The following is a 4,366-nucleotide window of genomic DNA, read 5'->3' on the forward strand; positions in this document are numbered from 1 at the left end:
TAGCCGGATATGCCTTCTGCCACCGCAGCAAGGGCGAAGTCGATGATGCGTTCCTCGGGCGTCACACCCCGAACGGTACCGCATCAGACTACGGCCCCGTCGACCCGCTATCACCGGTCATACTCCCGCGCCGATCTGGTCGAGTCGACCGGTAGCAACCTCCGGGAGGAACACAGCCGACCCACCCCACAACCGCAGCCTCCGTTTCGCCGGCTACAAGGAGCGCCTACGACGGAGAGTCGGCGGCACCACCGTACGGGTACCCAACGGTCCCCCCCTCGGTCAGAGCCAAGTTGGGAGCTATTCACGGTGGACTGGTGCGGACGGCCATGGACAGTGCTTGGACAATTGTCGATCAGAACGCCCATGTGGTGAAGACAACCCCGGACGTTCCTGGTTACCGGCCAATTCTCACCCCTCTGGGAGCAACCGACGCACCACGCCATTCAGCCCAATCCGCACATATCGGGTCAATCCCGAGCAATATCCCGCCCTACGCGATGGCGCCCCGCTATGGCACCTCGTTTTGGTGCCTTGTACTGGATGCCCTCGAAGTGGCGGTTGCAGATTGGTCAGCGTGTCGTGTAGTCGGTGTTGTCCTGGATGGAGGTGTAGGCGTGATGGTCGATCCAGTGACAGTAGAGGCGTGAGTTCTTGAGACGGAGTCGGCGTCCTTGACCGGTTGGTGGCCTCCACGCGGCAACCTCAGCGGTTGGCTGATTGAGTCGAATGACTTCCTCGAGGGCGGGCAGCAGGTCAGTGTCGCCCGACATGAGTACTCCGACGTCGTACTCGCCGCGTACGGCCATCATGGCGAAGTCGAGGGCGATCTGGACGTCGATGCCCTTCTCCTCCGGTTTGGAGGCTGGATAGTCCCGGGGGTAGCGAAGCGGCCGCGCCGTCACGGCGACGTGGGGGAGTTTGTTCCAAGCGGCGATCTGGCGTCTCGCTGCTCCGTAGCCTTTCGGGTCTTTGGCGCTGCTAGGTAGGCCGCGGTACATGCGGACCTGGTGCAATACCCGGTCGGATTCGCCGCTGAGCCTGATGATGAGTGCTCCGAGAGCCGTCGGGTGGATTTGACCGGCCCAGTGCGGATCAGTCAGGTGGTCATGGAAGGCGTTGCGGGCGGCGCGATAGGCGTTCTGGTAGTCGACAAAGACCACCACCCGTTCCGCCATCGATGCTCCCTGGGATTGAAAGCCCCGCCAGTGCGGACCCCGGAGGGTCCGGACGGCGGGGAGTATTCGTGACCACTATATCGGCAATCGGGGGGTAGGAGTCAAGCCCAATGTTCGACAATCCGGGCCACGGGGAAGGTCGATCTCCACAATTCTTGTCGATTCCCCACGTAGGGAAGGGTTCACTTGGGTTGATCTGCCCCACGGCGCAATGTCGCCCGACCGGCTCCCTTCCACCGTGTCACCAAGCCCTTGTTCGTCTGCTCTGGCCGATGAGATCGCTGACATGGAGCCGGCGCCTGGTAGCGGACGGAAGACGGGTTCGACGAGGTGCCCGATCAGGTGCCCGATTAGGTGCCCGGAGGTGCCACCAACCATGGAAAGTGACGAGAGTCGATGAGAGATAATGGAAGACTCGAATCGTTCGAAACCCCAACTGGGGATTGGAGTTTCGAGTGATGATCAACGCTGTTGGCGACCACTGAGAGAAGTTGAGAATAGTCACTGTCAAGGTTGAGGGCCTAGTGCCCTAAATGGGCGTGGGGGTTCAAGTCCCCCCTCCGACACGAACCCCAAGTACATGGGGTTCTCCTGCGCCTACGTGTACCCGCCCGTCGGGGTAGTGGGTGAGGTTGACACCGAGTTCTTCGTAGATGGCCCGCTTGTCGGCCGGGTCGGCATCGGCCAGTACCGCCACGATGTCGCGTAGCTGGGCGACGAGTGCCTTGATTTCGTTCTCGGTGAGTTTGCGTGGGGTGGGTTTGCGGCCGAGTTCTCGTTCGAGGTTTCTGCGTTCTCGTTCGACTTCGGCGATCCAGGTGGCGGCGACGGTGATGTCGCTGTCGTGTTCGAGGAGTGCCCGGTACTTGGCGAGTTTGGTGTCGCATTCTTTGAGCTGGCGGCGCAGCTGAAGGATGCGACCTTGGTCGTCGTCTGGGGCGGCCCCGCTGGCGGCGGCCAGTGCCTGGGTGGTGGTATCGATGTGGTCATCGTCGAAGAGGCCGCCGATCCAGGTATCGAGTCCCGGCACGATGGCGTCCTCACGCACGTAGATGGTCTTGGCGTGTTGTTTCTCCCTCACGGCGTATTCGGTGGGGAACTTGCAGCGGTAGTACGGCTTGCCGTTGTTCCATGATCCTTGCATTCTGCGGTCACAGAGAGCGCAGCGGACCAGCCCTGAGAGCACGTAGGTGTGTTTGGTGCGATTCCGGCGGAGCGCGGCACGTTGGGAGCCCGCAAATATGTCCTGGGCCGCATTGAAGGTCTCGACGGAGATGATGGCGGCATGGGTCGGATCCTCAGACCAGACCCATTGGCTGGGGTCGTTCCATCGCATCTTGGTGTCATGGCCGAGGGCGACGTCATTCACGTCAATGAGGATCTCGTGGCGGCCCTGGCGGTTCCATACCTGGTACCCGGTGTAACGGGGATTCTTGAGAATGGCCCGAACCGCCGACTTCGACCAGGCGCCTCCACCGCTCGAGCGGTGACGGTTGCGAGCCGGATCATGTCCGGACGGGGAGAGGATCCCATCTGCGGTGAGTCTCTCGGCGATGGCGAACAGGCCCCGGCCGGCAAGGAACTCGGTGAAGATCCTCTGCACCACCGGACCCGCTTTGGCGTCGGGTTCGAGCCGCCGGAGCTGTTGGCCAGCGGCAGCCTTGGCAGGGTTGGGGTGCGGGCCAGCGTCGGTCAACACGTAGCCGTAGGGTGGCCTTCCGCCGAGGAATCGGCCTTCGATGGCTGCCTGGGCGGCCATCGCGGTGCGGACCCTGGTTTTGATGCGGTTGCGTTCGCCTTTGCTCATGCCACCGTACAGGTTCATGACCATTTCGTGAGCGTCCGATCCTGGGTCGACCGCTCCGCCAACTTCAGGCACCCACAATCCGATCCCGTAGTGGACGAAGACGGGGAAGGTGAGTCCGAACTGGTTGCCATAGAACGCCCGTTGGGGTTCGCCGATCACCACACTGTCAAATCCCCGGTCCGGGTCGGCGAGAGCTTGAAGGAGTTTGGTGGCTTCTGGCCTTCGCGACCAGGGCAAGGACCGGGACTGGCCGATGTCGAAGAATTCGGTGATGATTTCGCCGCCGGCCGGGTCGATGAGTTGGCGGGATCGGGCGAGTTGCCAGTTGCGCGATGATTCGGGGTCTTGTTGGTCTTCGGTGGAGACCCTGCCGTAGAACGCGAATCGCATTACGAATCCGAGCGTACCCGAAGGGCACCCAGGTGTGTGACATTCGCCATACCGTGCCGTTCAGCGGCGCGCAGCAGGATGCGGAGCAGAACTCCAGCTGCAGCCTCGTTGAGAACCGGGGGACCGGTGGCGTCCATGACGATCCCGGCCGGCTCGCTGTACTGCCGATCGACACCCGGCGCCGCAGACTGTTCCATACCCGCATGCTGCGATACGACCCTTTCAGCAGAATGCCAAACACCCTGTCACGGCCGGCCGGCTGATCCGCACCGCCGCCTCATGTTCTGCCGAAACACCGGACGTGCTGTGAAGGGGCGACCGGGACAGAGCAACTCTGTCGAAACTCTGATGAAAGGGTTACAGACACTCTCATAACACTCTGGTGAGAGGGTCAGATGCTCGGATCTGGACCATGACCGCGAAATTGGAGGGTTCCTGAGATCGTAGTGACAGGGCTACCGGCGAACATCTTGGCGTGTCCTGTGCCATCCGCTCACCTTCTCGACCAGACCCCCGTCGGCGGAGGGGCGAGCTTGTCGGCGCAGCTGGCGTATCGGCAGGCAAAGCTCCTCCCGACAGCAAAGAGAAGCGGCGAGATGCCCTCTGTGCCCCAACGTGCCAGCGATCGCCAAAGGGCACGGGGGACCCCTCCAATCGGGCACTCGACAGCCCAGGCCACTCCCCAACGGCGAATCAGGCAATGAACTCCGGGATCTCAACCCCAAGGACACACAGCTCGTCTCGAGAAGCCACCAAAGCGCTCCACCAGGGAAACCCGCAGAACCGAACCCCAGGCGAAAGGACCATCCGATGCACCATCCACCACCGACCACGAGGCAAGAGCACCTGACTCGACAGACATCGCCAGCGCACAGCGCGATCGCGCACAGAACCCTGTCAACACCACACGCACATGCAACACTTCCTGTGTCAAGCCCTGGGTGGTTTGGTTGGTGTTGTCAGGGCGCGTGGGAGTGGGGCCGCGGCGCGG

Annotated in this window: 3 protein-coding genes; all 3 read right to left on the bottom strand. The window is 62.4% G+C overall.

What is annotated here, in order from left to right:
- Positions 1 to 572: 572 nt before the first annotated feature.
- The 3 genes from P1T08_18330 to P1T08_18340 all read right to left on the bottom strand — a co-directional run bounded on the left by P1T08_18330 (position 573) and on the right by P1T08_18340 (position 3,572).
- Positions 573 to 1,178, bottom strand: coding sequence for an NYN domain-containing protein (locus tag P1T08_18330; protein ID MDF1598033.1), 606 nt, complete (start codon positions 1,176 to 1,178; stop codon positions 573 to 575).
- Positions 1,179 to 1,725: 547 nt separating this feature from the next.
- Positions 1,726 to 3,375 carry a recombinase family protein gene (locus P1T08_18335; GenBank protein MDF1598034.1) on the bottom strand — a complete coding sequence of 550 codons (1,650 nt, stop codon included), beginning with the start codon at positions 3,373 to 3,375 and terminating at the stop codon, positions 1,726 to 1,728.
- Positions 3,375 to 3,572, bottom strand: a complete 198-nt coding sequence (locus P1T08_18340; GenBank protein MDF1598035.1) for a hypothetical protein — start codon at positions 3,570 to 3,572, stop codon at positions 3,375 to 3,377. Before P1T08_18340 ends, P1T08_18335 begins: the two co-directional genes overlap by 1 nt.
- Positions 3,573 to 4,366 lie beyond the last annotated feature (794 nt).

The organism is Acidimicrobiia bacterium (genome assembly GCA_029210695.1).
Lineage (GTDB): Bacteria > Actinomycetota > Acidimicrobiia > Spongiisociales > JAHEDJ01 > JAHEDJ01.